The 26344-nt window shown below is 68.7% G+C and carries 24 protein-coding genes, 1 pseudogene and 1 riboswitch; of the genes and pseudogenes, 16 read left to right on the top strand and 9 right to left on the bottom strand.

Translation table 11 applies throughout. From position 1 onward, the window contains the following. Window positions 1-189 precede the first annotated feature (189 nt). Genes cobJ through cobG form a run of 4 tightly spaced genes read right to left on the bottom strand, consistent with a single transcriptional unit; the run spans window position 190 to window position 4646 of the window. On the bottom strand, window positions 190-1899 hold the full coding sequence (cobJ, locus tag HWX14_RS02850) for a precorrin-3B C(17)-methyltransferase (RefSeq protein ID WP_175881462.1): 1710 nt from the start codon (window positions 1897-1899) through the stop codon (window positions 190-192). After that, window positions 1896-2630, bottom strand: coding sequence for a precorrin-2 C(20)-methyltransferase (locus tag HWX14_RS02845; RefSeq protein ID WP_077218400.1), 735 nt, complete (start codon window positions 2628-2630; stop codon window positions 1896-1898). The genes cobJ and HWX14_RS02845 overlap by 4 nt, the downstream gene beginning before the upstream one ends. Next, window positions 2627-3253, bottom strand: coding sequence for a precorrin-8X methylmutase (locus HWX14_RS02840; protein ID WP_175881461.1), 627 nt, complete (start codon window positions 3251-3253; stop codon window positions 2627-2629). The genes HWX14_RS02845 and HWX14_RS02840 overlap by 4 nt, the downstream gene beginning before the upstream one ends. Next, the gene (gene cobG / locus HWX14_RS02835) at window positions 3246-4646 is read right to left on the bottom strand and encodes a precorrin-3B synthase (RefSeq protein WP_279611800.1); all 1401 of its coding nucleotides are present in this window, start codon (window positions 4644-4646) and stop codon (window positions 3246-3248) included. The genes HWX14_RS02840 and cobG overlap by 8 nt, the downstream gene beginning before the upstream one ends. A gap of 108 nt (window positions 4647-4754) precedes the next feature. Beyond that, window positions 4755-4946: riboswitch (cobalamin riboswitch) on the bottom strand. A gap of 202 nt (window positions 4947-5148) precedes the next feature. On the opposite strand from cobG, the gene cbiE reads away from it, so the two are divergent. The 4 genes from cbiE to cobM are packed head-to-tail and all read left to right on the top strand — an operon-like array spanning window position 5149 to window position 9016. Further along, window positions 5149-6429 (top strand): precorrin-6y C5,15-methyltransferase (decarboxylating) subunit CbiE, encoded by a 1281-nt coding sequence (cbiE, locus tag HWX14_RS02830; protein WP_175882336.1) that lies wholly within the window; start codon window positions 5149-5151, stop codon window positions 6427-6429. Further along, window positions 6429-7517 carry a cobalt-precorrin-5B (C(1))-methyltransferase gene (locus tag HWX14_RS02825; protein ID WP_175881459.1) on the top strand — a complete coding sequence of 363 codons (1089 nt, stop codon included), beginning with the start codon at window positions 6429-6431 and terminating at the stop codon, window positions 7515-7517. The genes cbiE and HWX14_RS02825 overlap by 1 nt, the downstream gene beginning before the upstream one ends. After that, window positions 7514-8245 carry a cobalt-precorrin-6A reductase gene (locus HWX14_RS02820; RefSeq protein WP_175881458.1) on the top strand — a complete coding sequence of 244 codons (732 nt, stop codon included), beginning with the start codon at window positions 7514-7516 and terminating at the stop codon, window positions 8243-8245. The genes HWX14_RS02825 and HWX14_RS02820 overlap by 4 nt, the downstream gene beginning before the upstream one ends. 42 nt (window positions 8246-8287) lie before the next feature. Continuing rightward, window positions 8288-9016, top strand: coding sequence for a precorrin-4 C(11)-methyltransferase (cobM, locus tag HWX14_RS02815; RefSeq protein WP_175881457.1), 729 nt, complete (start codon window positions 8288-8290; stop codon window positions 9014-9016). A 116-nt stretch (window positions 9017-9132) separates the two neighbouring features. Here cobM and HWX14_RS02810 read toward each other — a convergent pair whose 3' ends face one another. Continuing rightward, on the bottom strand, window positions 9133-10311 hold the full coding sequence (locus HWX14_RS02810; RefSeq protein WP_175881456.1) for an MFS transporter: 1179 nt from the start codon (window positions 10309-10311) through the stop codon (window positions 9133-9135). Between the two features lie 130 nt (window positions 10312-10441). On the opposite strand from HWX14_RS02810, the gene HWX14_RS02805 reads away from it, so the two are divergent. Next, a complete protein-coding gene (locus HWX14_RS02805) occupies window positions 10442-10963 on the top strand; it encodes a MarR family transcriptional regulator (RefSeq protein WP_175881455.1) in 522 nt (173 codons plus the stop codon). A gap of 218 nt (window positions 10964-11181) precedes the next feature. Here HWX14_RS02805 and HWX14_RS02800 read toward each other — a convergent pair whose 3' ends face one another. Together HWX14_RS02800 and HWX14_RS02795 are read right to left on the bottom strand one after the other, a co-directional pair. Continuing rightward, a complete protein-coding gene (locus HWX14_RS02800) occupies window positions 11182-12066 on the bottom strand; it encodes a hypothetical protein (protein ID WP_175881454.1) in 885 nt (294 codons plus the stop codon). A gap of 208 nt (window positions 12067-12274) precedes the next feature. Continuing rightward, on the bottom strand, window positions 12275-12979 hold the full coding sequence (locus HWX14_RS02795) for a glutathione binding-like protein (RefSeq protein ID WP_175881453.1): 705 nt from the start codon (window positions 12977-12979) through the stop codon (window positions 12275-12277). Window positions 12980-13444: 465 nt separating this feature from the next. On the opposite strand from HWX14_RS02795, the gene HWX14_RS02790 reads away from it, so the two are divergent. The 6 genes from HWX14_RS02790 (at window position 13445) to HWX14_RS02765 (ending at window position 18585) form a co-directional block, all read left to right on the top strand. Beyond that, window positions 13445-14611 carry an extracellular solute-binding protein gene (locus HWX14_RS02790; RefSeq protein WP_175881452.1) on the top strand — a complete coding sequence of 389 codons (1167 nt, stop codon included), beginning with the start codon at window positions 13445-13447 and terminating at the stop codon, window positions 14609-14611. A 49-nt stretch (window positions 14612-14660) separates the two neighbouring features. Beyond that, window positions 14661-15740 carry an ABC transporter ATP-binding protein gene (locus HWX14_RS02785; RefSeq protein WP_175881451.1) on the top strand — a complete coding sequence of 360 codons (1080 nt, stop codon included), beginning with the start codon at window positions 14661-14663 and terminating at the stop codon, window positions 15738-15740. Window positions 15741-15789: 49 nt separating this feature from the next. Beyond that, the gene (locus HWX14_RS02780) at window positions 15790-16671 is read left to right on the top strand and encodes a sugar ABC transporter permease (RefSeq protein WP_175881450.1); all 882 of its coding nucleotides are present in this window, start codon (window positions 15790-15792) and stop codon (window positions 16669-16671) included. Further along, entirely contained in the window at window positions 16671-17594 is a 924-nt protein-coding gene (locus HWX14_RS02775; RefSeq protein ID WP_175881449.1) for an ABC transporter permease, read from the top strand. Before HWX14_RS02780 ends, HWX14_RS02775 begins: the two co-directional genes overlap by 1 nt. A gap of 129 nt (window positions 17595-17723) precedes the next feature. Beyond that, entirely contained in the window at window positions 17724-18161 is a 438-nt protein-coding gene (locus HWX14_RS02770; protein ID WP_175881448.1) for a hypothetical protein, read from the top strand. Window positions 18162-18372: 211 nt separating this feature from the next. Then, window positions 18373-18585 (top strand): hypothetical protein, encoded by a 213-nt coding sequence (locus tag HWX14_RS02765; protein WP_006497261.1) that lies wholly within the window; start codon window positions 18373-18375, stop codon window positions 18583-18585. 203 nt (window positions 18586-18788) lie between these two features. Here HWX14_RS02765 and HWX14_RS02760 read toward each other — a convergent pair whose 3' ends face one another. Further along, window positions 18789-19748 (bottom strand): D-2-hydroxyacid dehydrogenase, encoded by a 960-nt coding sequence (locus HWX14_RS02760; RefSeq protein WP_175881447.1) that lies wholly within the window; start codon window positions 19746-19748, stop codon window positions 18789-18791. A gap of 259 nt (window positions 19749-20007) precedes the next feature. On the opposite strand from HWX14_RS02760, the gene HWX14_RS02755 reads away from it, so the two are divergent. The 5 genes and pseudogenes from HWX14_RS02755 to HWX14_RS02735 all read left to right on the top strand — a co-directional run bounded on the left by HWX14_RS02755 (window position 20008) and on the right by HWX14_RS02735 (window position 24717). Beyond that, the gene (locus tag HWX14_RS02755) at window positions 20008-21198 is read left to right on the top strand and encodes a CaiB/BaiF CoA-transferase family protein (RefSeq protein WP_175881446.1); all 1191 of its coding nucleotides are present in this window, start codon (window positions 20008-20010) and stop codon (window positions 21196-21198) included. Window positions 21199-21218: 20 nt separating this feature from the next. After that, a complete protein-coding gene (locus HWX14_RS02750; RefSeq protein ID WP_175881445.1) occupies window positions 21219-22181 on the top strand; it encodes a hydroxymethylglutaryl-CoA lyase in 963 nt (320 codons plus the stop codon). Between the two features lie 27 nt (window positions 22182-22208). Next, window positions 22209-22592, top strand: a complete 384-nt coding sequence (locus HWX14_RS02745; protein WP_175881444.1) for a VOC family protein — start codon at window positions 22209-22211, stop codon at window positions 22590-22592. A 208-nt stretch (window positions 22593-22800) separates the two neighbouring features. After that, the gene (locus HWX14_RS02740) at window positions 22801-23628 is read left to right on the top strand and encodes an alpha/beta hydrolase (protein WP_175881443.1); all 828 of its coding nucleotides are present in this window, start codon (window positions 22801-22803) and stop codon (window positions 23626-23628) included. Between the two features lie 112 nt (window positions 23629-23740). After that, window positions 23741-24717, top strand: a pseudogene (locus HWX14_RS02735) (LysR family transcriptional regulator). A gap of 71 nt (window positions 24718-24788) precedes the next feature. Here HWX14_RS02735 and HWX14_RS02730 read toward each other — a convergent pair. Next, on the bottom strand, window positions 24789-26258 hold the full coding sequence (locus HWX14_RS02730) for an MFS transporter (RefSeq protein ID WP_175881442.1): 1470 nt from the start codon (window positions 26256-26258) through the stop codon (window positions 24789-24791). Window positions 26259-26344 lie beyond the last annotated feature (86 nt).

The following is a 26344-nucleotide window of genomic DNA, read 5'->3' as shown; positions in this document are numbered from 1 at the left end:
GCCGATTCGTTCGCATTTCGAAACGCGGGGCGGGCACTTTTTCCGAACAATCGCGCGACGGCGCGCGCATGGACCGGTTCCAGCGAAACGGCGAAGCGCCGGCATGGCGATCAACCGCTCGCATGCATGCATGCACGCTCATGCGAGCGCCGCCGGATTCGGTACGCGTGCCGCACCGCGCAGAAGCGTTCAGCGATACCAGCGCGGCGTATAGACCCATTCGCGTGCGTTGCCGATCGCGAAGCGCCGCGTCGTCGACGAGCCGACGATCACCATCGTGCGCATGTCGACTTGCTCGCTGCGCAGCGCGCCGAGGGTCGTCGTCGTGAGCGTCGCGCCCGGCCGGCCGATGTCGCGGCCGAGCACGACCACCGTATCGGCCGCGCGATGCGCGCGCACGATATCGAGCGCACGGTCGAGCTGCCACGGCCGCGCGCGCGAGATCGGGTTGTAGAACGCCATCACGAGATCGGCTTGCGCCGCGTGTTGCAGGCGCGTCTCGATCACGTCCCACGGCTTCAGGTTGTCCGACAGCGAGATCGCGCAGAAATCGTGGCCGAGCGGTGCGCCGGCCTGCGCGGCTGTGGCGAGCGACGCCGAGATGCCAGGCTCCACGCGCAGGTCGACCGCGGCCCATTGCGGGTCGCGCGCTTCGTCCAGCGCTTCGAGCACGGCCGCGGCCATCGCGAACACACCGGGGTCACCCGACGACACGACCGCGACACGCCGGCCCTCGGCCGCCAGTTCGAACGCATGGCGCGCGCGCTGCATTTCCTCGCGATTGTCGGTGCCGTGCACGCGCTGGTCCGCGCGAAACGGGCCGGCCATGTTCACGTAGGTCGTATAGCCGAGGATGTCGGTCGCGTCCGCGAGCGCCGCGCGCGCGGCGGGCGTGAGCCAGGCGGCGCCGCCCGGGCCGAGGCCGAGCACCGTCAGGCGGCCGCGTGCGCGGCCGAGCGTGGCCGGGTCGACCGGATGCGATGCGACCGCGCATGCGAGGCCGTTCGATTCTTCACGCAGCGTGTGGGTGACGCGCAACGCGCGGCCGAGCAGCGTGGCGACGTCGGCGGGCGCATCGCTATCGCTGTCGATGAAACGCAGCGGCACGTCAAGCGCGCTCGCCGCTTCTTCCAGCGCGGCCTCGCCGATCGCCGAGGCTGGCGCGACGATGGCCGCGAGCGCCAGCCGCGCGACGCCCTGTGCGTCGAGCATGGCTTCGATGCGTGCAGCAAGCGCTTCGCCGGCATGCACGGCATCCGCGGCGACGCCGACCACCACACTGCGCGGATGAATCACGAGTTCGTCACGCGCGCCGCGCCATGCATCGGGCGTCACGCGAATCGCGCGCGCTGCCGCGGCATCACGCGGCAGCGCGACGTCGTCGAGCCATGGCGCCGCGCCGTCGATGCGCGTCGACGCGCCCGCGAGCAGGTCGGACACGAAGCGCTTGCCCTGCGCGAGATCGGCGAGCGCATAGCCTTCCGGCGGATTGAGCACGCACGCGCCGAAGCGTAGTTCGCCGCTCGTCGTGATCGCCGGCGCGACGCCGACGCAGTCGGCGATTTCGCGCGCGATCACGTTGACGCCCGTCAGCCCGCCGAGCAGCGGCACGACGGCCGAGCCGTCCTCCGCGACCGCGAGCACCGGCGGCTCGACGCCCTTGTCGGCAAGCGCGGGCGCGAGGCAGCGGATCACGATGCCGGCCGCGCACAGCGCGACGATCGGCAAGCCGCGCGCATAGAGTTCACGCAGGTGCGCGCCGAGTTCGTCGAACGGCACGTCGGCGTCGACGCGCGACGTGAGACCGTGCACGCTTGCGCCCGGATAGCGCGCCTGGATACGCCGCGCGGTATCGAGCGCACCCGCGCCGAGTATCACGATCGCGGGCGGCGTCGTCATCCTTGCCATTTTTCCCCCGGCACGACGAGCAGCGAGAAATACGGCGACGCCATCGGATCGACTTCGTCGAGCGGCACGATGCGCTGGTTCGCCATCGTCGCGCGCTCGACGTACAGCGCGCGCTTCGCGAGCCCGAGTTCGTCGAGCACGCGCCGCACCTTGTCGAAATTGCGGCCGAGCTTCATCACGACGGCCGCGTCGGCCCGCGCGAGCCGCTCGCGCAGTTCGTGCTCGGGCAGCACGCCCGACAGCACCGACAGGCTCTGGTTGCGATAGACGAGCGGCTGGCCGAGCACGGCCGTGCCGCCGAGCATCGCGCACACGCCGGGGATCACCTCGGTGTCGTAGCGCGGCGCGAGGCGGTCGTGCAGGTACATGTACGAGCCGTAGAAGAACGGGTCGCCTTCGCAGATCACCGCGACGTCGCGGCCTGCATCGAGGTGCGCCGCGACGATCTCGGCCGCGGTGTCGTAGAAATCGGCGATCACCGTCTCGTAGCACAGCGGCGGCGGCAGCGCCTCGGTCGTCACCGGATAGACGAGCGGCAGTTGCGTCTGCCCGTCGAGCAGGTGCGCTTCGACGATGCCGTATGCGTTGCCTTTCTTGCCCTTCGCGACGAAATACGCGACCACGGGCGCCGCCTGCAGCACGCGCAGCGCCTTGATCGTCATCAGTTCGGGATCGCCGGGGCCGACGCCGACACCGAACAGCCGTCCGCGCGCAGTCGTCATTCGACCTCCGTTGCGAGCGCATTGACCGCGGCGGCGGCCATCGCGCTGCCGCCGCGCCGGCCGAGCAGCGTGACGTACGGCACGCCGCGGCTGTCGGCGTCGAGCGCCGCCTTCGATTCGGCCGCGCCGATGAAGCCGACCGGGAAACCGACGATCAGCGCGGGGCGCGGCGCGCCGGCGTCGATCATGTCGAGCAGGTGGAACAGCGCGGTCGGCGCATTGCCGATCACGACGACGCTGCCCGCGAGATGCGGACGCCACAGTTCGAGCGCGGCGGCCGAACGCGTGTTGCCGAGACGTTGGGCGAGGTCGGGCACCTCCGGCTCGCCGAGCGTGCAGATCACGCGATTGGCCGCGGGCAGCCGCGCGCGCGTGATGCCTTCGGCGACCATCCTCGCGTCGCACAGGATCGGCGCGCCGGCCGCGAGCGCCGTGCGGCCGGCCGTGCCGGCGCCGGCCGAGAAGCGCAGGTCGTACGCGACGTCGACCATCCCGCTCGCGTGAATCACGCGCACCGCGAGTTTCTCGAGATCGGGCGGCACCTGCGACAGGTCGGCCTCGGCGCGGATCGTCGCGAACGACTGGCGGTAGATTTCCTGCCCGTCGCGAATATAGTCAAGCATCGGTGGTGTCCTGGCTGTGCCGCGCGTCCATGAGTCGGACCGCGGCCTGGTCAATCGTCAGATGGCGCGCGAGCGGGGCGCCGAGGCCCGCGGCTGCGTCGCGCCGGTAAAGGTCGTAATGTCCGGGCGCCACCGCGACGAGCGTATAAAGGTCGTAATGTCCGGGCGCCACCGCGACGAGCGTATGCGCGGCGGGGTGCGACAGCGCGCAGTGGCGCTCGCAACCGGTCAGATGCACGTCGAGCGGACGGCCAAGTCGCGCGGCGAGCGCGCGCGCGTCGTGTTTCGTGTCGGCGTGCGCTTTCGCGCAGCCCGCGCTGCCGGTGCAGGCGACGAGCGTCGCCAGCGGGTCGGACGCTGCGCACACGAGGCCGATCGACGCGAGGGCTTCGTATGTCGCAGCCGCACGTTCGTTCGGCACGCCGTGCATGAACACGCCTTGCCACGGCGTCATCGACAGCGTGCCGTCGCCGTCGGCTTCGGCCAGCGCGGCGAGCCGTTCCAGTTGCGCCGCGTCGAGCCGCCCGAGCGCGAACTGCGCGCCGACGCTGCAACGCGCCGCATCGCGCGACGGGTGCGCGCCGAAACGTAACGCAGGGTCGGCACGCGTGCGCCGCCAGCCGGCGAGCGCCGGATCGGCCGCGAGCGGGAAGGGCAGATAGTGTTGCGCGCGGTGGAACAGCGTGCGTTCGTCGCACGTCGCCAGCAATGCGCGCATCCGCGTGACGTCGGCCGGCGCGAGATCGAGGAACGCGAGCAGCAGCGCGCGAACCAGCGCGACGCCCTGATCGATCGACACGTCGACCGACGCGGGCCGGTCGCCGTGCGCAACCGGCGGACAGCCGGCCAGCCCCGCCGCGAGACGTACCGCGCCGTCGCCGCGACGCCACGCGGCGAGCCAGATGTCGTGCGGATGATCGAGCGCGGCGACGGTTTCGCCACCGTCGAGCTGGATCGAGCATTTCGGCGACAGTTCGCCGCGACGCGGCTCGCTCGCCAGCATGTCGAGCAGCGGCCCGGCGAGCGCGTGGCTATCGACGAGCGCGGCGGGGTCGTGCCCGGCGAGCGGGCTCAGCATCAGGTTGCGCACGTCGTCGCTCGCCGCGAGCGCGGCCGCATCGAAGGCGGCATTGTCGGCGCTTGCGCGCGGGCCGAGCCCCGCATCGAGCAACGCATGCGCGAGCGCATCGGCCGCGCCGTCGCGAATGCCGCGCAGCTGGAGATTCGCGCGATTGGTCGCATCGATCGCGCCGGAGCCGTACCGGCGCGCGGCAGCGGCGATCGCGTGCGCCTGCCGTGCGTCGAGCCGGCCGCCCGGCAGCTTGATCCGGCACAGCCCGCCGTCGGCGGCCGCGACCACGCGCACAAGCCCCGGGCAGGCCGACGGGCGCACGACGGGCGATGCAGGAATCGAATCGGGGGCGGAATTCAACGGGATACCGGAACAGGGTGTGGCGCCGCGGCCAACGCATCGGTACACCCCGCCCGACGCCGACTGGCACGCACGCACTTTCTGGCCGGCAGGTCTCCTGGCTGACAGGTCGGCGCCGTCTCCCGGCCTTCCCGGTGAAACCAGTGGCATGAGGAGGAGATCGGCTCGCTGTCTACAGTTGCGGGGGCAGCCACAGCGGCGCGCGGCGCGCCCTGTGTTCCCTCTTCGGCCCCGAAGGGCACCGGCGAACGAACGGCCGTAGGATACCCGATTTCGGCCGCGATTCGCGACCGGCTGGCCGTTCGCGGCGGGCGAAGCGGGCAATGGCCGGGCGCGGGCGGGCCGGCAGATGAAACGCCGGGTCGAACACGGTACCATGCCGTTTTTTGCAATGCGGACGGCTGCACCGGCGCTTTCGCGGCCGCGCGGCGACACGATGAAATCGAACGATGGGGAAGGGTGCATGACGGCGTGGCTGACGGTAGTGGGCATCGGCGACGACGGTTACGCGGGGCTCGGACGCCACGCGCGGCGCGCGCTGCTCGACGCGACGCACGTGGTCGGCGCGAAACGGCATCTCGACATGCTGCCCGCGCGGCTGCGGGCCGCGCGCGAAGCATGGCCGTCGCCGTTCGACCTGTCGGGGCTGCTCGCGCGCCGCGGCGCGCCCGTATGCGTGCTCGCGAGCGGCGACCCGATGCTGTTCGGCGTCGGCGCGACGCTCGCCCGCGCGCTTTCTCCCGACGAATGGCGCGTGCTGCCCGCGCCGTCGTCGCTGTCGCTCGCGGCCGCACGCCTGGGCTGGGCGCTGCAGGACGTCGGCGCCGTCTCGCTCGTCGGGCGTCCGCTCGCGACGCTGGCGCGCCACCTGCTGCCGGGCCGGCGCCTGTTCGTGCTGAGCGCCGACGGCCGCACGCCGGCCGCGGTCGCGGCCGAACTCGCCGCCCGCGGCTTCGGGCCGACGCGCATCAGCGTGTTCGAACATCTGGGCGGCCCGCTCGAGCGGCGGATCGACGGCCTCGCGCAGGACTGGAACGTCGACGAAACGGCCGCACTCAATCTCGTCGCACTCGACTGCCGGGCGGGCCCCGACGCGCCGCGCCGCGCGCTCACGCCCGGCCTGCCCGACGACGCGTACCGCCACGACGGCCAGCTCACCAAGCGCGACCTGCGCGCGATGACGCTCGGGCGCCTCGCGCCCGCGGCCGGCGAACTGCTGTGGGACGTCGGCGCCGGCAGCGGCTCGATCGGCGTCGAATGGATGCGCGCGCATCCATCCTGCCAGGCGATCGCGATCGAAGCGCATGCGGAACGGCTGCGCTTCATCGAACACAACCGCGATACGCTCGGCGTGCCGGGCCTGCAGCTCGTCGCGGGCCGTGCGCCCGATGCGCTCGCGGGGCTCGCCGCGCCCGACGCGATCTTCGTCGGCGGCGGCGCGACCGCGCCTGGCGTGCTCGACACGTGCTGGGCAGCGCTGAAACCCGGCGGGCGGCTGGTCGCGAACGCGGTCACGCTGCAGGGCGAGATCGCGCTCGCCGCGTGGCGCGATGCGCATGGCGGCACGCTCACGCGCGTGTCGTTCGCGCATGCGGAGCCGCTCGGCCGCTTCGACACGTGGCGGCAGCCGCTGCCGGTCACGCTGTACGACGTGCGCAAGCCCGACGCGGCAGACGTAGCCGACGCGGTCGACGCGGCCGGCTCATCGAATATGTCGAACCCGTCGAACCCAACGGACGCGTGATGCGCGACGAAACCCCCGAACAGCCCGCGCCGCTGCGCTTCGGCTACACGACCGGCAGTTGCGCGACCGCGACGTCGCTCGCGGCCGCGCGGCTGCTGCTCGCGGGTCAGGCGGACGACGCGGTCGAGATCGTGCTGCCGAAGGGGCGGCGCGTGATGATGCGGCTCGAATTCTGCCGCGCCACGGCCGACGGCGCCGAAGCCGGCACGATCAAGGATGCCGGCGACGATCCGGACGTCACGCACGGCGCGCTGATCTTCGCGCGCGTCGCGCTCGCGGCGGCGCCCGGCGTGCGCTTTCATGCGGGGCCGGGCGTCGGTACGGTCACGCGTGCGGGGCTGACGCTGCCGGTCGGCGAACCGGCGATCAACCCGGTGCCGCGCCAGATGATGACCACCCACCTCGAAGCGCTCGCCGCCGAACACGGCTACGCGGGCGGCTTCGACGTGACGATCGGCGTCGAAGGCGGCGAGGCGCTCGCGCTGAAGACGATGAACCCGCGGCTGGGCATCGTCGGCGGGCTGTCGATCCTCGGCACGACCGGCATCGTGCGGCCGTTCTCGTGTTCCGCCTATATCGCGTCGATTCATCAGGGCATCGACGTCGCGCGCGCGAACGGCATCGCGCACATCGCCGCCTGCACCGGCAACGCGAGCGAGGATGCGATGCGCGCGCATTACCATCTGCCCGACATGGCGCTGATCGAGATGGGCGATTTCGCGGGCGCGGTGCTCAAGCACCTGCGGCGCGCGCCGGTCGCGCGCCTGTCGATGTGCGGCGGCTTCGGCAAGCTCAGCAAGCTCGCGGCCGGCCATCTCGACCTGCACAGCCGTCATTCGAGCATCGACCTGCCGCTGCTCGCGCAGTGGGCCGCCGAAGCCGGCGCGAGCGATGCGCTGCAGGCCGCGATGCGCGCCGCGAACACGAGCCAGGAAGCGTTGAAACTCGCGCAAACCGACGGCGTGCCGCTCGGCGATCTCGTCTGCGCGCACGCGCTGCGGGTGGCGCGCGACATCGTGCCGCCGTCGGTCGCCGTCGAGATGTTCGCGATCGACCGGCAGGGTCGCTTCGTCGGGGAGGCGCGATGAACCCGCGCATCCTGCTGCTCGGCGGCACCGGCGATGCGCTGAAGATCGCACGCGCGCTCGGCCCGCATCACGTCTACAGTCTCGCCGGTCTCGGCAAGACGCCCGACGATTTGCGCTGCGAGGTACGCGTCGGCGGTTTCGGCGGCGCAGCCGGGCTGACCGCATATCTTCGCGACGCCGGCATCGGCCTCGTGATCGACGCCACGCACCCGTATGCCGCGCAAATCAGCGCGAACGCCGCGACGGCAGCGCGGGACGCGGGCGTGCCGCTGTGGGCGCTGCGCCGCGCGCCGTGGACGCCGCAACCGGGCGACGACTGGCGGATGGTCGACGACTGGGCCGGCATCGAGGCCGCGCTCGCGCCGTTCAGGCGCCCGCTGTTCACGCTCGGCCGCGAACCGCTCGCGCATCTCGACGCGATCCCGCCGCACCAGTTCTGGCTCGTGCGCTGCCTCGATGCGCACCCCGGCAACGCCCGCGCGCAGGTCGTCGCCGCGCGCGGGCCGTTCACGCCCGACGGCGAGCGCGCGCTGTTCGCGCTGGCGGGCATCGACGTCGTCGTCAGCAAGAACAGCGGCGGCGCGGCCACCGAGGCCAAGCTCGACGTCGCGCGCGAACGCAGGCTGCCGGTCGTGATGCTGCGCCGGCCGCCGCTGCCCGATGCCGACCGCGCGTTCGACTCGGTCACGGCGCTCATCGACGCACTCGATCCGGCCGCGCGCGCGTGACGCGACGCAGCGGTCATCCCACGAATTGACGGAGAAATTTCGATGACGGTGTATTTCATCGGCGCGGGCCCCGGCGACCCGGAGCTGATCACGGTGAAGGGCCAGCGCCTCGTGCGCACGTGCCCGGTGATCCTGTATGCGGGTTCGCTCGTGCCGGCCGCCGTGCTCGACGGCCATCGCGCGGAGCAGGTCGTCAACACGGCCGAACTCGACCTCGACGCGATCGTCGCGCTGCTCGCCGCCGCGCACGCGAAAGGGCAGGACGTCGCGCGCGTGCATTCGGGCGACCCGTCGCTGTACGGCGCGATCGGCGAGCAGATCCGCCGCCTGAAAGCGCTCGGGATCCCGTACGAAATCGTGCCGGGCGTGACGGCCACGACCGCGTGCGCGGCCACGCTCGGCGTCGAACTGACGCTGCCCGGCGTCGCGCAGACGGTGATCCTCACGCGCTTCGCGGGCAAGACGACGATGCCGGAAGGCGAAGCGCTCGGCGCGCTCGCCGCGCATCGCGCGACGCTCGCGATCCATCTCGGCGTGCGCCATCTCGCGCGCATCGTCGACGAAGTGCTGCCGCATTACGGCGCCGCTTGCCCGGTCGCGGTGATCTATCGCGCGAGCTGGCCCGACGAGGAACGCGTGACGGGCACGCTGGCCGACATCGTCGGCAAGGTGCAGGGCACGCAGATCGAGCGCACCGCGCTGATCCTGATCGGGCGCGTGCTCGACGCCGAAGGGTTCGCGGATTCGACGCTGTACGCGAGCGCGGGCTGAACGCATCGCGCCGTGGAGCCGAGTATCTGGACGGGCCGCGAGGATATTGCTGGTGCGAGCATGCCCGGGACGACACCGGGCATGCAGGCGCCCGGGCCGCTGGCCCGCGGCGTCGCTCAGGCCCGCGCGACGTGCCGCGCCAGCTTCGGCGCAAGCCCGGCCGCGAGCGCGAACAGCACGACACAGAGGCACGCCATCGCGATCCACGCGGGCGTCAGGTCCGCGAGTTGCTGGCGCACGATGCCGGCCGCGAACGGGAATAGTCCTGCGATCAAATAGCCGACACCCTGCACGAACCCCGTCAGCGACGCGGCATCGGCCGGCGTGGCCGCATGGTCGACCGTGACGATCAGCGACAGCGGAAACAGCGCGCCGATCCCCGCACCGAGCAGCAGCGCGGCCGGCAACGCGAGCGCGTCGGGCGCGGCCAGCATCACCAGCAACCCGACGAACAGCGACGCGATCGCCGCATGCAGCGCGGGGCGGCGATCGGGCACGCGATCGATCGTCGCGGCAATCGTCAGCCCCGCGACGACTTCCGCGAGCGTCACGCCGCCGAGCAGGCTGCCGGCCGCGGTCGGCGACCAGCCGAGCCGCATGTAGTACGGCGGCAGCCACGCGAGCACGAGCGTGTAAGCGCCGGTCGCGATGCCGAAGAACAGCGCGAGCCGCCATGCGCGCGGCGAACGCGACGGCCGTGCATTCGATACCGACACCGGCCCGGCGGAAAGCGCGTCGCCCCCACGGCTGGCCAGCGGCCAGGCCAGCGCGGCGAGCGCCGCCGGCAGCGCCCAGCCGGCGAGCGCGGCGAGCCAGCCCCAGCGCGCCGCGGCGAACGGCGCGACGACGCTCGCGAGCACCGCGCCGCCCATGATCGACGTCGAATAGACGCCCATCGCGCCGCCGATGCGCGTCGCGAAATGCGCCTTCACGAAGCCGGGCAGCAGCGCCTGCACCATCGCGATCCCGACGCCCGCACAGCATGCGCTCGCGAGCAGCAGCCATGCGTGCTGCGCCCCGACGCGCGACACGCACGCCAGCCCGATCAACGCGACGCCGAGCCACACGCCGCCCGCGATCCCGGTGATGCGCTGCAGGCGCCGCGCGCTCAGCGCGCCAAGCCCCATCAGCAGGATCGGAATCGTCGTCAGCAGGCTGGCCGCGCCGTCACTGATACCCGTCGCGCGCTGGATCATGTCGAGCAGCGGGCCGACCGCGGCGAGCGCCGGCCGCAGGTTCAGCCCGACGAGCACGATCGCGGCAAGCCGCCATCCGGGGGAAGTGAAGCGATTCATCGCAAGGCCCTCGATATCGGTGCGCGGCTGCAGGCGAGGCGCCGCGCGTTTTTCAGGTAAAGTATCTCGACATCAAGATAAACGCTCGTTTGTCTCGACGTCAAGATAACTGGTAGGCCGAGGAGGGTTAATGGATCGAGCCGAGCATGCGCTCGCGCAATGGCGCGCCGAGCGTCCGGATCTCGACGCAACGTCGATGGTGGTGATGGGGCGGCTGCAGGAAGCCGCGCTCGTGATCGCCCGCGACCGTCTCAATCCGCTGTTCGCGCGCTACGGCATGCAGCCGGGCGAATTCGACGTGCTCGCGACGCTGCGGCGCAGCGGCGCGCCGTTCGCGCTGACGCCGACCGCGCTGTACGACGCGCTGATGATGTCGTCGGGCGGGATGACCGCGCGCATCGACCGGCTGCAGAAGGCGGGGTGGGTCGAGCGTCGGCCGAACCCGGCGGACGGGCGCGGCACGCTCGTCGCGCTGACGGATGCCGGGCGGGCGCTGATCGATGAGGCGGTTGTTGCGCATATCGATAACCAGCGTGAGGTGCTGGCTGCGTTGTCAGCGGCGGAACAGGCGCAGTTGTCGGAATTGCTGGGGAAGTTGCTGGCGGGGTTGGGAGGTGCGACGCGGGAAGGGGAGGAAGAGAAGTCGCGTTGAAGAATGCGTGATCGAAACGTACGCGGCGGGCAAAAAAGTTCTTCGTGAATTTTTCGTGGACGTCGCTTGCCGACCCGAACGCGACATACGCATTCCCCAATAGCGGTCCTTCGCTTTCGCGCTATTTGTTGGGCAAGGACGGGCATAGTTTGATCTAGCCCTCGTGCATGTATTCGCCCGCGTAGGTCGGCAAGCTCAATGCGACCGGCCCGATCTTGCTACGCTCCTTCTACATCGCGGGTTGACCATCCGGTAGCTTCCGCGATCCTCTCGATCGGAAAATTCATAATTTTCAGGTTGCGCACGATGTGCGTGACAGCCTTTCGGACAGCATCCGAGTCCGTCCGATAGTAGTACCCCGAACCATATTTCACAAATATCTGGTCGATCAAAAGTGGAGTGTGCCCGACGATTTTTGCCATTTGCTCGACAGCCAGGATGGCATCCCGATCTGACAGATTCAGATAAAATTCTCGCTCAAGCACATGTTTAACGCGAAGGTCGGGCTTGATCGTATCTGCCCCAAAAGTCATTCGCAGATGCTGAAACGTTGCGATGCCGATATCTTTGATCCGCCCCACGGGATCCGTAGCCTTGGTTGACAAGTGCGCGGTCTTCGCCCACGCAGAGATAACCTTAAAGTCGTTATCGGGATTATCGAGTTGCCCCAATCGCGGAGTGAAAGTCTTCAATAGCGCCTTGAGGATTTCAAATTTCCGTGCATCATTGTGCCCCCATACGGCTTTGAATTCACTCGCACTAGCTGCAGCGGCGACCATTCCCTCCAGCTGCTTTATCGTCAATCGCCCATAACGCTGTCGCATATCGTCAACGTAAGGCTTGACGGCTTTGTTGTAGTCCCGATTAGCGGCAAGAATTACGTCCATCATGGCGATCGCCGGACTGTTGCGACTCTTCTTCGTATAGCCTTTGGCGCCTCGCGTAGCAGCTGCTAGGATCGTCTCGTCTTTTCCAGGGCGGTACCCGTGTGAGGTGATGGTCATTTTTGCATCGCCCAGTTGCACAATCTTTGAAGCAATTAATTTCTGTTCGTGATGAGACAGTGCCCCGTCGAGGATGGCGCGTTTGGTGAGCGTGATCATATTGAAGATTTGGTCGTGAGTTTATTGTTTAGATTGTCAACAATTTAGCCACTGACGTCGAGTGACTGTTCCTGGCCGAACACCGACAGTCTTCCCAGCGTTCCCCGAAAATTCGTGATGAGCAAAAAAATGCCCACCGCGCATTGCGGTGGGCCTGACTCGAGCGTGGCGCGGGCCGCGGACGGCATGCCCGCTGCCGCCCGGTCACTCAGCCCCGCGCCGGAATATTGAGCCCCCGCGCAACAGCCGGCCGCGCAACAAACGCATCAAGCACCCGCTTGACGTTCCGGAATTCGCTGAACCCGACCAGATCGCCCGCTTCATAGAAACCGACCAGGTTACGCACCCACGGAAAGATCGCAATATCGGCGATCGTATAGGTATCGCCCATCACCCACTGGCGGTTCGCGAGATGCGCGTCGAGCACGCCGAGCAGGCGCTTCGACTCGTCGACATAACGGTCACGCGGACGCTTGTCCTCATAATCGCGCCCGGCGAACTTGTGGAAGAAGCCGAGCTGGCCGAACATCGGCCCGATGCCGCCCATCTGGAACATCACCCACTGGATCGTCTCGTAGCGGCCCGCAAGATCCTTCGGGATCAGCTGGCCCGTCTTGTCCGCCAGATAGATCAGGATCGCGCCCGATTCGAACAGCGGCAGCGGCTGGCCGTCAGGGCCGTTCGGATCGATGATCGCCGGAATCTTGTTGTTCGGGTTCAGCGACAGGAATTCGGGCGAGAACTGGTCGTTCGTGTCGAAGCGCACGAGGTGCGGCTCGTACGGCAGGCCGATTTCCTCGAGCATGATCGACACCTTGACGCCGTTCGGCGTCGGCAGCGAGTAGAGCTGGAGGCGGTCGGGATGCTGGGCCGGCCACTTTTGCGTGATCGGGAAGGCGGACAGATCGGGCATGAAGGTTCGCTCGTCGAAATGAATGATCCGCGCTCCACCCGTGCCGCCGCGCTCGCGCACGGTTCGCGGCGGCGGGGCGGAGCGCGCCGAAAGCGCCCACTGTAGCCGATCCGGGAAAACGATGCAGGGGGCGGCCGGCCGCCGGTCGTTCGACGCGAGAGCGGTGCCCGGCGTCGCTCGCGATGTCGCAACACTCGGCGAGCAACGCGTCTCCGCCGGCCGTCGGATCGCAGACGGCCCGACGCATTTCGCCTCGCATCGAGATACGACGTCCTAACACACCGCGCCGAGCGACCCCGTCACCGCCGACAAAATCGACCACCGCGCAATTCATCAACAAACGGAAGCTTTTTGTCAGGGAAAGTCCCGCCCCGCATTCCGTGGTTTTTTGTTGACCGACATCGTATAACGCCGTCATGATTTCCTGAAAAGAAAGGTCCCATCCACCGACCGAAGTGAGGAGACATGAACACCACCCCGATCGCTCGCCGCGTCCGCCGGATCGCACTCGCACTGGGCTTCGCGCTGTCGGCCGCCTCGGCCGTTGCAGCCCCCGTATCGCTGAACATCGTCGACGTCGCAGGCAACCTGCAGCTCACGCAAAAGGCCATCGAGGCGTTCAAGGAGAAGAACCCGGGTCTCGTCGCGAACGTCACGTTCACGAACGCGCCCGCGCCGCAGTTGCCGGGCAAGATCAAGGCGATGCAGGCGGCGGGGCGCTCCGACATCGACCTCGTGCTGACGGGCACCGACGCGCTGGCCGCCGGCATCGAACAAAACCTGTGGCAAAAGCTGCTGCCGGACAACGCGGCTGCGCTCCCCGGCGTGCTCGACAAGTACGCGCCCGGCCCGCGCAAGATGCAGGATCTCGCGCAGGGCTTCGGCCTCGAAGTCACCTACATGCCGGCCGGCCCGCTGCTCGAATACAACCCGGCGAAGGTCAGCGACCCGCCGAAGACGCCCGACCAGTTGCTCGCGTGGTGCAAGGCGCATCCGAACAAGCTGATCTATGCGCGCCCGGCGAACTCGGGCCCCGGCCGCACGTTCCTGATGGGGCTGCCGTACGTGCTCGGCGACAAGAATCCGCAGGACCCGGTCAACGGCTGGGACAAGACCTGGGCGTTCCTGAAACAGTTGAACGACTGCGTGCCGTATTACCCGGGCGGCACGTCGGCGGTGATGAAGGAGCTCGGCGAGGGTACGCGCGACATGACCGTGACCGTCACCGGCTGGGACCTGAACCCGCGCGCGCTCGGCATCGTGCCGGCCGAATTCAAGATCCAGGCGTTCGACAACATGACGTGGGTCAACGACGCGCACTACATGGTGATCCCGAAGGGCGTGCCGAAGGAAAAGCTCGACGTGCTGTTCAAGCTGATGAACTTCCTGCTCGAACCGGCGCAACAGGCGATGACCTACGACGACGGCTACTTCTATCCGGGCCCGGCGGTGAAGGGCGTGACGCTCGAGATGGCGCCCGCGCACAGCCAGGAAGTGATCAAGAAATTCGGCCGCCCCGAATACGCGAAGCTGCTCGCCGATCGCCCGCACGTGCAGCCGCTCAACGCGCAGGCGATGGTCGCCGCGTTCCAGAAATGGGATCGCGAGATCGGTTCGCAGAAATCGAAGTGACGCCTGAACCGGCGGGCGCCGCGGCGCCCGCGCCGATGGAGTTCATGGAATGAAGCACAGTTTCGAACGGTTGCGGCTCGACGGCGTGTGCCGCAGTTTCACCAATGCGGAAGGCGCGCAGGTCGCCGCGCTGAACGGGCTCGACCTCGAGATCCGGCGCGGCGAGTTCATCGCGCTGCTCGGCCCGTCGGGCTGCGGCAAATCGACCGCGCTGAACTGCATCGCCGGGTTGCAGCCGCTCACGCGCGGCGGCATCTGGCTCGACGACACGCGCATCGACGTGCTGCCGCCCGAGCGTCGCGGCTTCGGGATGGTGTTCCAGAACTACGCGCTGTTTCCGCACATGTCGGTACTCGACAACGTCGGCTTCGGCCTCAAGATGCGCGGCATACCGAAGCAGGAAACGCGGCGGCGCGCGCAGCAGGCGCTCGAGCTCGTGCAGCTCGTCGGTCACGAAGGCAAGCTGCCCGGGCAACTGTCGGGCGGGCAGCAGCAGCGCGTCGCGATCGCGCGCGCGATCGTGATCGAGCCGCCGCTCGTGCTGATGGACGAGCCGCTGTCGAACCTCGACACGAAGCTGCGCATCGAGATGCGCGCGGAGATCCGCCGCATCCACACGCAGCTCGAACGCGCAACGATCTACGTGACGCACGACCAGGACGAGGCGCTGTCGATGGCCGACCGCATCGTCGTGATGAAGGAGGGCGTCGTGCAGCAGGTCGCGTCGCCGAAGGACGTCTACACGCGCCCGCACAACCTGCACGTCGCGCGCTTCATGGGCTATCGCAACGTGCTGCCGTTTACGCTCCAAGGAATGGCCGGCGATTACGTGAACGTCACATCGGGCGGCGTGCGCCTCATCGGCGTGCCGATGGCCGGCTTCGACGCGAAGGAGGTCGTGGTCGCGCTGCGCCCCGACGACATCGAACGCGCGGAAGCGGGTGCCGACAATGCGTTCGACGCGACCGTCGAGACGGTCGAGTACGGTGGCCGCGACTCGCTGATCCGCGCGATCACGCCGTTCGGCGCGATCTGGGCGCGCGTGGCCGGCGAGTTCACGGAAGGCGAACGATTGCGGCTGCGCGTGGCGCCGGCGCGCACGCTGGTCTATGCGGGAGACGGGCAATGAACGGGCCGCGCGAAGCGGCACGCACGGCGGCGTCCGCCCCGGAGGCCGCATGAGCACGCTCGCGACCGGCGGCGCGCCGCGCGACGCGAAAGCCTGGCTCGTCACGCCGGCGCTCGCGTTCATCGTCGCGCTGTTCATCTATCCGTTCGCGTACGGCCTCGTGCTGTCGTTCCAGCCGACGAACGCGACGAACGGCGGCGGCGCGCTCGCGAACTACGTGCAGTTCTTCACCGACACCGCGATGTGGCCGACCGTGCTCGTCACGCTGAAGCTCGCGGTGCCGGCGACGCTGCTCAACGTCGGCATCGCGGTGCCCGTCGCGTTCGCGCTGCGCCGCAATTCGCCGTACCAGAAGTTCGTCACGACGCTGCTCGTGATTCCCGTCACGCTCGGCACGGTGCTCGTCGCCGACGGGATGCTCACGTATTTCGGGCCGAACGGCTGGTTCCCGCAGGCGCTGCAGGGGCTGCACCTGTACACGGACGAAGTGCGCCTCACGCACAACTACTGGGGCGTGCTGCTGTCGCTGATCGTGTCGGGTTTTCCGTTCGCGTTCCTGCTGATGCTGTCGTACATCAGCGGCATCGACCCGACGCTCGCGCGCGCGGCCGCGACGCTCGGCGCGAACCCGTGGCAGCAGTTTCGCCAGATCTACCTGCCGCTGCTCGTGCCGGGGCTCACGATGGCCGCGTGCCTGTCGTTCGTGCAGGCGTTCTCGGTGTTCCCGTCGGCCGTGCTCCTCGGCGCGCCGGCCGGGCCGACGCGCGTGATCTCGATCGCGGCGGCCGAAGCCGCGTTCGAGAGCTACGACTATTCGCTCGCGTCGGCGATCGCGATCGTGATGGGCTTCGTGCAGTTGCTGGTGGTCGCGTCGATGCTCGGCGCGCGCCGCTTCTTCTATACGGGTGCGGTGACGGGAGGCAAGGGCTGATGGCGACCGACAATCATGCCGCTCGCACGTGGCCGCCGAAGCCCGACGCGCCCGATACGCGGCCCGTCGATGCAAGGAAACCGCACCGGATGAAAAGCAATCTCGCCGGCCGCGCATGGAAGGCGCTCGTCTGGGGGCTGATGGCGTTCTTCCTGCTGAACGTGATGCTGCTGATCGCGACCGTCGCGGTGAACTCGGTCGCGACGCGCTGGTTCGGCACGCCGCTGCCGCAGGGCTTCACGCTGCACTGGTATGCGAAGGCGTGGGAAGACTTCCAGCTCGCGAGCGTGCTGTGGGTGACCGTCGAGGTCGTCGGCGCGGTCGTGCTGCTGTCGATCGCGCTCGGCGTGCCGGCCGCGTATGCGCTCGCGCGCGTGCAGTTTCGCGGCAAGCGTTTCGCGCTGCTGGTGTTTCTGCTGCCGCTGATGGTGCCGCCCGTCACCTACGGCATTCCGATGGCGACCGTGATGTACAAGATCGGGCTCGCGGGCACGCTGCCGGGCGTGATCCTCGCGAACCTCGTGCCGGCGCTGCCGTTCGTGATCCTCGTGATGACGCCGTTCATCGAACAGATCGACCCGAATCTCGAATCCGCCGCACGCATCTTCGGCGCGAACACGTGGCGCTATTTCCGCTACGTGCTGCTGCCGCTGCTCGTGCCCGGCATGCTCGCGGCCGGGCTGCTCGTGCTGGTGCGCACGATCGGGATGTTCGAGCTGACGTTCTTCACCGCGGGTCCGAGCACGCAGACGCTCGTCGTCGCGCTGTATTACGCGGTGTTCTCGACCGGCGTGCGCGCGCCGCAGTCGATCGACGCGATGGCGATGATCTACATGGCCATCACGCTCGTATGGGTCGTGATCGCGCTGCAGTTCGTCAGTCCGACGCAGCTCGTGAGCCGCGTGAAGCAGGAGCGGCAATAGGCGAGAGCATCGCACGATCGCACCGGGTCGCCAGGCTGTAGGCAGCCGTGCAATTGGTTACAAATGGATACCGCGCACGACACGCGGACGTTGCAGACTACGCGGCGTTCACCTGACCGACGGATATCCATGAAGTTTCAAACGCTGCTGACACTCGCCGGCGCCTCGACGCTGCTGGCCGCCTGCAATCTGCTCCACGACGGTCCCGGATCGAGCGATGTCGACGCCGCCGTGCGCCGCGCGCTCGAAGCGGAAAATCACGGCGGCCTGAACGCGCTGTTCGGTCAGCCGCTGCCCGTATCGGCCGACGTCGTGTCGGCGAAGCCCGACGGCGACTGCAGGAAGCTCGGCGATCGGACGTACTCGTGCGATGTCGTGGTCACGTGGCGCAACACCGATTACTCGCCGTCGCGCGCGAACCTGACCTTCGTGAAGGCGGCCGACGGGTCATGGCAGACGTCGGGCGTCGACGCGGCGCTCGTGACGGGCACCGCGAAGTCGCTGATCGACCATATCGGCAAGGCGTGGCCGGGCAATGCGGCGAGCGGCGCGTCGGCGGCGGAGTGACGCGGTGACCCGCCGGCCGGCGGCAAGCCTTCTTTTCCTTCCTCGTGTAGGCGGCCTCGTTCCAGCGGGCCGCATCGCCTCGGGTTTTCGATAAAAAAGGGCGCAAGCACTCGGCTTATCTCGTTTGACCCCATCCTCGGTATGCGGGCAGGGTTATAGGGAAAACCCTTATCTCAAGGTATAATTCCGGCCATGAGAGAAAGGTCATACCATGCCTGAACGCTTCCAAACCCTTGAAAAATTTGTGTTTTCCCTCGTCGTGATGTCCGCCGTCGTGTGCTCGGCCTTCCTCGCGTACGAGCGTCATCCCGAGATCAAGATCGCGCTGCACGAAGGCGAGGCGCTGATGCGCGAGAGCGCCAAGTACTCGGTCATCTGCTCGCCGTCCAAGGTCGATCCTTGCGTCGAGATGTCCGCTTACTGAGCCAGCTTTCCGCCTTTCGGATTTGCCCTACATCACCGCCGGTCTGAATGCCTTGACGTAACGTTCATCAGGTATTCAGAAACCGGCCGCAAGATAGGGCGGATGTACGAACCCGTTACGTGCCGAGTCGCTGTCGCAACCAGCCCCCGCATTCTGTCGGCCCCGCTTCGAGCAATCGAGCGGGGCCGTTCTGTTTGCGCATGTCACACGACATGCCGCGGCTCGCCATCGACGAATGCGGCGACGTTGTCCACCAGCTGATCGGCCAGCGCCTGCATTGCCTCGTCGCTCGCCCACGCGACGTGCGGCGTCAGGATGAACGCCGGATGCGACAGGATCGCGTGAAACGGATGCGCGGCCGGCAGCGGCTCCTGCGTGACCACGTCGAACCCCGCGCCCGCGATCTGCCCCGATTGCAACGCGTCGACGAGCGCGCTTTCGTCCACGAGCCCGCCGCGCGCGGTATTGATCAGCAGCGGCCGGCGCGCCATCCGCGCGAACGCGTGTGCGTCGATCAGGTGCCGCGTCGCGGGCGTGAGCGGGCAGTGCAGCGTGATCACGTCGCTGACGCGCAGCAGCGTGTCGAGCGGCGCATAACCGTCGCCTGCTGCGTCGCCGTGCGCGGCGAACAGCACGCGCATGTCGAGCGCCCGCGCGATGGCGGCCACCGCGCGCCCGAGCACGCCGTCGCCGACGATCCCGAGCGTCGAACCGGCCAGGTCGCGAATCGGATGATCGAAGAAGCAGAACTGCCCGCTGTCGAGCCAGCGCCCGGCGCGCACCGCGTCGCGGTAAGCGACGAGGCTGCGGCGCAGCGCGAAGATCAGCGCGAACGTGTGCTCCGGCACCGTACGCACCGCATAGCCGCGAATATTGCTCACGACGATTCCGCGTGCCGCACAGGTATCGAGATCGACGATATCGGTGCCGGTCGCGGCGATCGCGATCATCCGCAACCGCCGCGCGTCGGCGACGGTTGCCGCGTCGAGCCGTACCTTGTTGGTCACGACGATGTCCGCATCGCGGATGCGCGCCGCGACTTCGTGCGCGGCCGTCCGGTCGAACGCCTGCACGACGTGCGGGAACGGAAACGGCTTCAGCACGGTCTGCGGCGACAGCGTCGCGCGGTCGAGGAATACGATCTTCGCGGAAACGGAAAACATGGCGGGTCTCGTTGACAGGCGCCGGGTGGCGCGGAACGGATCCGATTCTGCCGGCGGCGCGCGCGCCGTCGTTTGACCGTTGCGCGAGTGCGCTTTCCCGGATGGAAAGGCTGACGCATCACATCTGGCCGACACTGCGCTCGCGCCGCCGCACGCCTTTCCGTTTCGGAAAGGCTGGTTGACCATCGATCGATTTTCGCCGGGCGCGAACGCCGTCATGATCGCCGTCATCGACAACACGATTTCATCGGAGACAGTCATGACACGCCCCCTGGACGGCATCCGCGTGCTGGAACTCGGCCAACTGATCGCCGGGCCGTTCGCGGGCCGGATGCTCGCCGAATTCGGCGCGGAGGTCATCAAGGTCGAGCCGCCCGGCGTCGGCGATCCGCTGCGCAAATGGCGGCTGCTGCACGACGGCACGTCGGTCTGGTGGGCCGCGCAGTCGCGCAACAAGACGTCGCTTACGCTCGACCTGCGCACGCCCGAAGGGCAGGACGTCGTGCGTCGCCTCGTCGCCGACACCGACGTGCTGATCGAAAACTTCCGGCCCGGCACGCTCGAAGGCTGGGGGCTCGGCTGGGACGCGTTGTCCGCGATCAACCCGGGGCTCGTGATGCTGCGCGTGTCGGGCTTCGGGCAGACGGGCCCGTATCGCGACCGTCCCGGCTTCGGCGTGATCGCCGAGGCGATGGGCGGCCTGCGCCACCTGACCGGCGAGCCCGGCCGCACGCCGGTACGCGTCGGCATCTCGCTCGGCGATTCGCTGTCGGCGCTGCACGGCGTGATCGGCGTGCTGCTCGCGTTGCGGCATCGCGAACGGCAGGGCGGCAACGGGCAGGTCGTCGACGTCGCGCTGTACGAATCGGTGTTCAACATGATGGAAAGCCTGCTGCCCGAATATGCGGCGTTCGGCGCGGTGCGCGAGCCGGCCGGCAGCAGCCTGCCGGGCATCGCACCGACCAACGCGTACCGCTGCCGCGACGGCCGGTACGCGCTGATCGCCGGCAACGGCGACAGCATCTTCCGGCGCCTGATGGAACTGATCGGCCGGCCCGATCTCGGCAACGATCCGGCGCTCGCGCACAACGACGGGCGCGTCGCGCAGGTCGCGCGCATCGATGCGGCGATCGGCGAATGGAGCGCCCGCCACGACCTCGACGACGTGCTCGCCGCGCTGAACGACGCGCGCATTCCGTCCGGGCGCATCTACGACGTGGCCGACATCGCGGCCGATCCGCACTACCGTGCGCGCGACATGATCGTCGACGCCGCGCTGCCCGACGGCACGCCCGTGCTCGTGCCGGGCATCGTGCCGAAACTCGACGCCACGCCCGGACGCATCGAGCGGCCGGCGCCCGCGCTCGGCGCGGATACCGACGCGGTACTCGAGTCGCTCGGCATCGATGCGGCGACCCGCGACGACTGGCGCACGCGCGGCGTGATCTGAAACAGCTCAGGAACGAAGACATGACCGACCATCGGCAACGACTCCATCTCCACGAAGTCGCGACGCGCGACGGTTTCCAGAACGAAGCGGCGTTCGTCGACACCGACGACAAGATCGCGCTCGTCGACGCGCTGAGCGCCTGCGGCTACGCGAAGATCGAGGTCACGTCGTTCACGTCGCCGAAGGCGATTCCCGCGCTGCGCGACGCGGAGGCCGTGATGCACGGCATCGCGCGCGCGCCGGGCGTCGTCTATACGGTGCTCGTGCCGAACGTGCGCGGCGCCGAGCGCGCACTGTCGTGCGGCGTCGACGAGGTCAACCTCGTGATGTCGATGAGCGAGAGCCACAACCGCGCGAACCTGCGGATGACGCGCGAGCAGTCGTTCGCGCAGTTGCGCGACGTGATCGACGCGGTGCGCGGCACGGGTGTCGCGATCAACGTGTCGCTGTCGACCGCGATGGGCTGCCCGATGGAAGGCGACGTGCCGGCCGAAACGGTGCTCGCATGGATGCAGCGCTTCGCGGATCTCGGCGTGCACGGCTTCACGCTATGCGACACGACGGGCATGGCGTTCCCGTCGCAGGTGCGCGATTTGTCCCGCTGCGCACGTGAGCGCTTCGGCGCGTTGCAGCTCACGCTGCACTTCCACAACACGCGCGGGATGGCGCTCGCGAACACGCTCGCGGCGCTCGACGCCGGCATCGACCGCTTCGACGCGTCGCTCGGCGGGCTCGGCGGCTGCCCGTATGCGCCGGGTGCGACCGGCAACGCGTGCACCGAGGAGCTCGTGCACATGCTCGAACTCGACGGCTACGATACGGGCATCGATCTTGCGGCCGTGCTCGCCGCGGCGGCGCGGCTGCCCTCGCTGATCGGGCACGACGTGCCGAGCCAGCTCCTGAAGGCCGGGCGCCGCTCGGACCTTCATCCGCGGCCGCGCACCGACGCCGGCGACATGCCCGCGCAACGCGCTTTCTCGTGAACCTCAACAGAAACAGGAGCGAATCCCATGGCGCTGATCGACCACCTCGATCATCTCGTGCTGACCTGCGTCGATCCGGAGCGGACGAAGCATTTCTACACCGAGGTACTGCAGATGCAGCTCGAAACCTTCGGCGCGGGCCGGCTCGCGTTCCGTTTCGGTAACCAGAAGATCAACTTGCACGTGCGCGGCGCGGAATTCGAGCCGAAAGCGCATGTGCCGGCGCCGGGCGCGCTCGATCTGTGCTTCATCGCGTCGGTCCCGCTCGACGACGTGATCGCGCACCTGCGGCGCGTCGACTGGCCGATCGTCGAAGGGCCCGTCGAACGCACTGGCGCGACGCAGAAGATCCGCTCGGTCTACGTGCGCGATCCCGACCTGAACCTGATCGAAATCTCCGAACTGATCTGACGGCCGCCCGAGCACCGGCCCGCTGCACGTACGCCGCCACAGTCCTTCGCCGAAAGCGGACAGGCGGGCGCCACGCCCGCCGATTCCGGATAGCCGTGTGCGGCCGCGCTACGCATAATGGCGCAACGGCGTCGGCGCGGCCGCCGCCTTCGCCGCGCGCACGGCAACCGGCCGCGCGCATCCGCAACCCGATCCAGGGGCTTCCCGAATGACGATCCTCTATCGCGGCATGGACCGCACGGCGCTCGACGCCGCGTACCTGAACACGAAGGCCGTTCCCGATTTCCCCGCGTTACTGGCGTCATGCCAGGCGCGCAGCGCGGCGCTGTACGCCGCGACACCCGGCCGCCGCGACCTGCGTTACGGCGCGCGACCCGCGCAGCGCTTCGACTGGCTGCCGTGCGGGCAGCCCGACGCGCCGCTGTTCGTGTTCATCCACGGCGGCTACTGGCAGCACTGCACGAAAGAGGATTTCGCGTATGCGGCGAGCGGGCCGCTCGCGCGCGGCTACGACGTCGTGCTCGCCGAATACACGCTCGCGCCGGTCGCGACGATGACCGATATCGTCGGCGAGATCGGCGCGCTGCTCGACCATCTCGCGGCCGACCGCGACGGCCTCGGCATCGCGGGGCGGCCGATCCACCTGAGCGGACATTCGGCGGGCGGCCACCTGACGGCCATGCATCGCGCGCATCCGGCCGTCGTGTCGGCACTCGCGATCAGCCCGCTCGTCGATCTCGAACCGATCGCGCTGTGCTGCCTGAACGACAAGCTGCAGCTCACCGCGCACGAAGTCGACGCATACAGTCCGCTGCATCACATCGGGCCCGGCGCCCCGACCGTCGTTGCGGTCGGCGACGCCGAACTGCCCGAACTCATCCGGCAAGCAGACGAATACGCGACGGCGTGCGAAGCCGCCGGCGAGCGGATCGCCCGCACGTGGCTGCCCGGCATGCAGCACTTCGCGGTGCTCGACGATCTCGCGACGCCGGACGGCGCGATGCTCGCCGCCTTGCACGCAATCGCTCCGCGCTAGCCGCGCCGTATCTCGCCATATCGTGCATATCGCACGCGCATGGCCCGGCGTATGATCGGCGTCAGGTCGGCGTGCTGACCGCATACCCGCCCGGCCTTCCAGGACCCCCGACATGGTGAACCCGCTTCATTTCGATCTGCAGTCGCTGCGCGTGTTCGCGCTCGTCGCCGAGCACGGCAGCCTGACGAAGGCGGCCGAACACGGCCAGCTCACGCTGTCCGCGGTCAGCAAGCGCATTGCCGAACTCGAAAGCGTGACCGGCAGCGCGCTGTTCGTCCGGCATGCGCGCGGCGTCGAGCTGACGCCCGCGGGCCGCGCGCTGCTCGATCATGCGGCGAAGGTGATCGAGCAGGTGAACCGGATGGCGCACGAGATGAGCGACTACGTCGCCGGCGTGCGCGGCCATATCCACGTGTGGACCAACACGTCCGCGATCGTGCAGTTCCTGCCCGCCGATCTTGCCGCGTTCCTCACCGACAATCCCGGCATCAAGGTCAGTCTCGAGGAGCGGCTGAGCCACGAGATCGTCGACGCGCTCGCGTCGGGCAAGGCCGACCTCGGCGTGTTCGCCGACAACGTGCCGGCGCCCGGCATCGAACGGCGGTTGTATCGGCGCGACGAGCTCGTGCTGCTCGTGCCCTCGGCGTGTTCGCCGACAACGTGCCGGCGCCCGGCATCGAACGGCGGTTGTATCGGCGCGACGAGCTCGTGCTGCTCGTGCCGCGCACGCACCGGTTCGCCGCGCGCGAGCGCATCCGCTTCGCGGATACGCTCGACGAGGACTACGTCGGCTTGAGCGACGGCAGCTCGCTGCTCGCGCGGATGACCGACGCCGCGTTCGCGGCCGAGCGCTCGCTGAAGCTGCGGATCCAGGTATCGAATTTCGACGGCGTGAGCCGGATGATCGAGGCCGGCCTCGGCATCGGCGTGCTGCCGCGCGACGCGGTGACCGGCGAGCGCGCGGCGCGGCTCGGTGTCGTGACGCTCGACGACGCGTGGGCGACGCGCACGCTGTGGGTCGGCGTGAAGGTGGGTAGCGTGCTGACCAGCGATATCGCGAAGCTGTTCGATTTCATGTCGGCGCGTTGAATGCGAGGATGCGATGAAACGACGGGCGACGCACGAGGCATGCGCCCGTGCGGTCCGCGCCGGTCGCCGCGTCAAACCGGATTGATCTCGTCCTGGCTGCGCCGCGTGGTCAGCGGCCCCAGCACGCGCAGCGTGACGGCGACGACGCCGAGCGCCGCCGAGATCACGCCGAACATCGCGCCCGCGCCGTAATTGCCGAGCACCGGCAGCAACGCGAACGGCAGCGCGCCGCTGACGATGCGCGACAGCGCATAGGTGCTGCCGATTGCCGTCGAGCGCACGCGCGCCGGGAAGATCTCGGCCTGGTACACGTGATATGCGTTGCTGAACACGTTCGACGCGCACGTCGTCAGGAACCCGAAGCCGACGATCAGCACGGTATTGCCCGAATACGCGAAGCACAGCCCGAACACCGCGATCGACAGGATCGACACGATCACGAGCGTGCGACGCTCGATCCAGTTGAGCAGCGGAATCGACAGCAGCGAGCCGATCGGGTAGCCGATGAACGATAGCGCGATGAACAGCGTGCTGTCCGTCACGTCGAAACCGCGGCTCTTCACGACCGTGCCGGCCAGCGTACCGAACCCGTAATAGCCGAAACCCTGGAACAGATGAAAGATCGCCAGCATCAGGTAGCGTGCGCCATACGGTTGGCGGCGCAGCAGCGCGATGCGCTCGCCCAGCCCGAGCGGCCGCTGCGGCTCGACCGGTGCCGCGAAGTGTTCGGGCACGCGCACGCCGGCGCTTTCCGCGAAGCGCCGCAGCGCCGCATGCGCGTCGGCCGTGCGGCCTTGCGCGAGCAGCCAGCGCGGGCTTTCCGGCAGCCGGTGCTGGACGAGCAGCACGTACACGGCGCCGAGGCTGCCGATCGCGAGGATGATGCGCCAGCCGGCTATGCCTGCCACATGTAGCGGGTTCAGCCATAGCGCGAGAAAGCCGACGAGCGGCACCGCGACATACGAGGTCGTATAGGCCCATGCGGCGAGCCGGCCGCGCTTGTCCTTCGGCAGGATTTCGGACAGGAAGCTGTCGGCGACCGGATAGATCGCGCCGACGCCGATGCCGGTCAGGAACCGGCATGCGACCAGCATGTCGGCGTTCACCGAAAATGCACCGACCAGCGAGAACGCGCTGTACCACCCGAGCGTGAGCAGGAACGCCTTGCGCCGGCCGATACGGTCGGCCAGGCTGCCGAGGCACATCGCGCCGACGAACATGCCGATGAACGCGGACGCCAGCAGCAGCTTGAAATCGGCGCTTTGCCGGCTCAGCCCGTATTCGTGCTGCAACGCGGAGCCGATCGTACTGACGAGAAAGATCTCGTACATGTCGAAAAACAACCCGATGCCGATCACCCAGACGACGAATCGATGCAACGCACCGACCGGCAGATCGTCCATGAAATCGCCGAGCGTGACGCGGCGGGCGGGGCGGGGCGCCGCATCGATGCCGGCACCGGCGCTTGCGGAGGCGGCCGGCGGGCGGGCGGACGCGGGTCCGCCCGCGTGGCCGTCGAGGTCGAGGGATTGGCTGTTCATCGTGTCTCCTGATTATCGATATGCGATGGCTCGGGGTCTCGCCGTTCACGACCGGCGCAACGCGCGGGCCGCGCGACGCGACGACA

It is taken from the genome of Burkholderia sp. BCC0044, from assembly GCF_902832955.1.
Lineage (GTDB): Bacteria > Pseudomonadota > Gammaproteobacteria > Burkholderiales > Burkholderiaceae > Burkholderia.
Note: the sequence above shows the minus strand (reverse complement) of the source record. Positions and strands in the feature narration are given on the sequence as shown.

Excerpts from the sequence above, each read along its gene's own strand:
- cobJ (WP_175881462.1), bottom strand. The coding sequence starts at position 1,899 with ATGACGACGCCGCCCGCGATCGTGATACTCGGCGCGGGTGCGCTCGAT.
- HWX14_RS02845 (WP_077218400.1), bottom strand. The coding sequence starts at position 2,630 with ATGACGACTGCGCGCGGACGGCTGTTCGGTGTCGGCGTCGGCCCCGGC.
- HWX14_RS02840 (WP_175881461.1), bottom strand. The coding sequence starts at position 3,253 with ATGCTTGACTATATTCGCGACGGGCAGGAAATCTACCGCCAGTCGTTC.
- cbiE (WP_175882336.1), top strand. The coding sequence starts at position 5,149 with ATGACGGCGTGGCTGACGGTAGTGGGCATCGGCGACGACGGTTACGCG.
- HWX14_RS02825 (WP_175881459.1), top strand. The coding sequence starts at position 6,429 with ATGCGCGACGAAACCCCCGAACAGCCCGCGCCGCTGCGCTTCGGCTAC.
- HWX14_RS02820 (WP_175881458.1), top strand. The coding sequence starts at position 7,514 with ATGAACCCGCGCATCCTGCTGCTCGGCGGCACCGGCGATGCGCTGAAG.
- cobM (WP_175881457.1), top strand. The coding sequence starts at position 8,288 with ATGACGGTGTATTTCATCGGCGCGGGCCCCGGCGACCCGGAGCTGATC.
- HWX14_RS02810 (WP_175881456.1), bottom strand. The coding sequence starts at position 10,311 with ATGAATCGCTTCACTTCCCCCGGATGGCGGCTTGCCGCGATCGTGCTC.
- HWX14_RS02805 (WP_175881455.1), top strand. The coding sequence starts at position 10,442 with ATGGATCGAGCCGAGCATGCGCTCGCGCAATGGCGCGCCGAGCGTCCG.
- HWX14_RS02800 (WP_175881454.1), bottom strand. The coding sequence starts at position 12,066 with ATGATCACGCTCACCAAACGCGCCATCCTCGACGGGGCACTGTCTCAT.
- HWX14_RS02795 (WP_175881453.1), bottom strand. The coding sequence starts at position 12,979 with ATGCCCGATCTGTCCGCCTTCCCGATCACGCAAAAGTGGCCGGCCCAG.
- HWX14_RS02790 (WP_175881452.1), top strand. The coding sequence starts at position 13,445 with ATGAACACCACCCCGATCGCTCGCCGCGTCCGCCGGATCGCACTCGCA.
- HWX14_RS02785 (WP_175881451.1), top strand. The coding sequence starts at position 14,661 with ATGAAGCACAGTTTCGAACGGTTGCGGCTCGACGGCGTGTGCCGCAGT.
- HWX14_RS02780 (WP_175881450.1), top strand. The coding sequence starts at position 15,790 with ATGAGCACGCTCGCGACCGGCGGCGCGCCGCGCGACGCGAAAGCCTGG.
- HWX14_RS02775 (WP_175881449.1), top strand. The coding sequence starts at position 16,671 with ATGGCGACCGACAATCATGCCGCTCGCACGTGGCCGCCGAAGCCCGAC.
- HWX14_RS02770 (WP_175881448.1), top strand. The coding sequence starts at position 17,724 with ATGAAGTTTCAAACGCTGCTGACACTCGCCGGCGCCTCGACGCTGCTG.
- HWX14_RS02765 (WP_006497261.1), top strand. The coding sequence starts at position 18,373 with ATGCCTGAACGCTTCCAAACCCTTGAAAAATTTGTGTTTTCCCTCGTC.
- HWX14_RS02760 (WP_175881447.1), bottom strand. The coding sequence starts at position 19,748 with ATGTTTTCCGTTTCCGCGAAGATCGTATTCCTCGACCGCGCGACGCTG.
- HWX14_RS02755 (WP_175881446.1), top strand. The coding sequence starts at position 20,008 with ATGACACGCCCCCTGGACGGCATCCGCGTGCTGGAACTCGGCCAACTG.
- HWX14_RS02750 (WP_175881445.1), top strand. The coding sequence starts at position 21,219 with ATGACCGACCATCGGCAACGACTCCATCTCCACGAAGTCGCGACGCGC.
- HWX14_RS02745 (WP_175881444.1), top strand. The coding sequence starts at position 22,209 with ATGGCGCTGATCGACCACCTCGATCATCTCGTGCTGACCTGCGTCGAT.
- HWX14_RS02740 (WP_175881443.1), top strand. The coding sequence starts at position 22,801 with ATGACGATCCTCTATCGCGGCATGGACCGCACGGCGCTCGACGCCGCG.
- HWX14_RS02730 (WP_175881442.1), bottom strand. The coding sequence starts at position 26,258 with ATGAACAGCCAATCCCTCGACCTCGACGGCCACGCGGGCGGACCCGCG.